At 37.0% G+C, this 1,638-nt stretch carries 1 protein-coding gene; it reads right to left on the reverse strand.

Annotated elements, in window-relative coordinates; genetic code table 11:
* Positions 1–140: 140 nt before the first annotated feature.
* Positions 141–659: a hypothetical protein gene (locus tag C1I60_RS05270; RefSeq protein ID WP_137060792.1), complete on the reverse strand. Its 519-nt coding sequence runs from the start codon at positions 657–659 to the stop codon at positions 141–143.
* Between the last annotated feature and the right edge of the window lie 979 nt (positions 660–1,638).

Raw genomic sequence — 1,638 nt, forward strand, 5'->3', positions numbered from 1 at the left:
TAAATCTTCAATATAAAGCTTATACATTGGTTGATATATCTTCCTAAGCCTGTTTTCTCAAACTACAACGTGAACCCTAAGAAAAAACGCAAAGAAGCTCCAGACCTGAGGCCCAGAGCTTTCTTTGTTTAGGTCAGTTATTATTTTGCGTCCGAAGGCAATGAACCCGCTACACCCCAAATTTCCACATTAACTTTGTTTGTACCACCGCGGAACTGAATTGTATATCGTCCAGAACGCAAACCGTCCGAAAATCCCGCATCAGTACTTCTCCAAACTGTTTCACTGTTTTTGCTGATTGTCTTGCCGTCAACATACACTTTACCAGAATCGTTGTGCTGTACAGTAAAATCAACCGGGGCATTAGCATAGTTCCTAATGCGCAATTTAACATGCCCAAAATCCTTAGGAACCTCGAAGCTACCTGGTGCAGTTGCGCTTCCCCCTACAGTAAAGTTAAAAGAATTCCCCACGCTCTGAGGAGTTATGACATGTTCACCAGTAGTTGTTGCACCAGCATCTTGGGTCGCCGTAGTGGATGTATTCTCCGAAATCTTATCAGGATGAGGTACTGCTGCATCATTTTGTGCTGCGTAAATGTTAGGTGTACCTACAACAAAAAGCAGTAAAGCAGCAATAATAATCGCTATTTTTTTCATGATATTCCCTTCTGGTCATATATTTACATTATAATGGTAACATTCACATTTGTTTTACAGGCGTTTTATCACACTTCATAAAGGAGAGAGATCCATGTATTCCCTAAGCGGTACCATTACTTTAATATCAAGCATGTCTATGTTTTGGCTTTTATACTATTTAAGAGTCACCCATTCCGCAGGATTTAATGATGCTTTTTACTTATTTCCACTGATCTTAATTGTTCTTTGTATTTATTTTTATTGGAAGGATCATGATGAAAAAAGTAGGTCATCCAGAGAAATAGAACAACGGGTATAGCTCAGATCTGAGCGGTTAGATTTTCACAGAAGAAGGGAAGAGTCGTCACAGATTTTAGGCTTTCTGCATGTCACTTAAAATTAGCTTTCTTATTTTTTGAAATGAGTGTAAATTTTAATGATTAGATTTTGTAGATGAGCATGGTTTCACTAAAAGTTTGCAACACGGCTTCTTTTTTACCAGCTTTGGTCTCCCGTGTTGGCCAAAATATTAAGTCATGACTTAATGTATCTTTCAGGTATATGAGATCAATCAATAGCAAGGTTCCATCTTTTTTCTTGCAGATGATCCTCTCTTGCGTTTCCTCATCTGTTGACTGACCATAAACTACTTCATTTTGACTGAAGTTTTTTTTACAAACAATCCATCCTTCGTTTTGATTCTGTCAGGATGACTGGGAGGGGTAAGAGAAGTGATGAATATTGATAATCTCCAAAAGTTGATGTGCGCAACCTTTTGGATTATAATAATCATGTTTATATTTTTTGGGCAGATTTCAAAATATTATAAAGGAGGATGAACAATGAATAGGGCCGCGATAGGAACAATATTTTGTTTTATATCTGCTATGTTGTATTCTTCTTACTTTCTTAGTGCATCAATTATAGGAGCCGGAACGTTAAATCCTAATTATAATGTAACGTTTGATTCTCTAAAAGTTTTTGCCATAATAGCTTT

Origin of the sequence: Paenibacillus terrae, from assembly GCF_005217525.1 — a bacterium.
GTDB classification, from domain to species: Bacteria; Bacillota; Bacilli; order Paenibacillales; family Paenibacillaceae; genus Paenibacillus; species Paenibacillus terrae_C.

Coding starts and splice junctions, on each gene's coding strand:
- C1I60_RS05270 (WP_137060792.1), bottom strand. CDS start 659: ATGAAAAAAATAGCGATTATTATTGCTGCTTTACTGCTTTTTGTTGTA.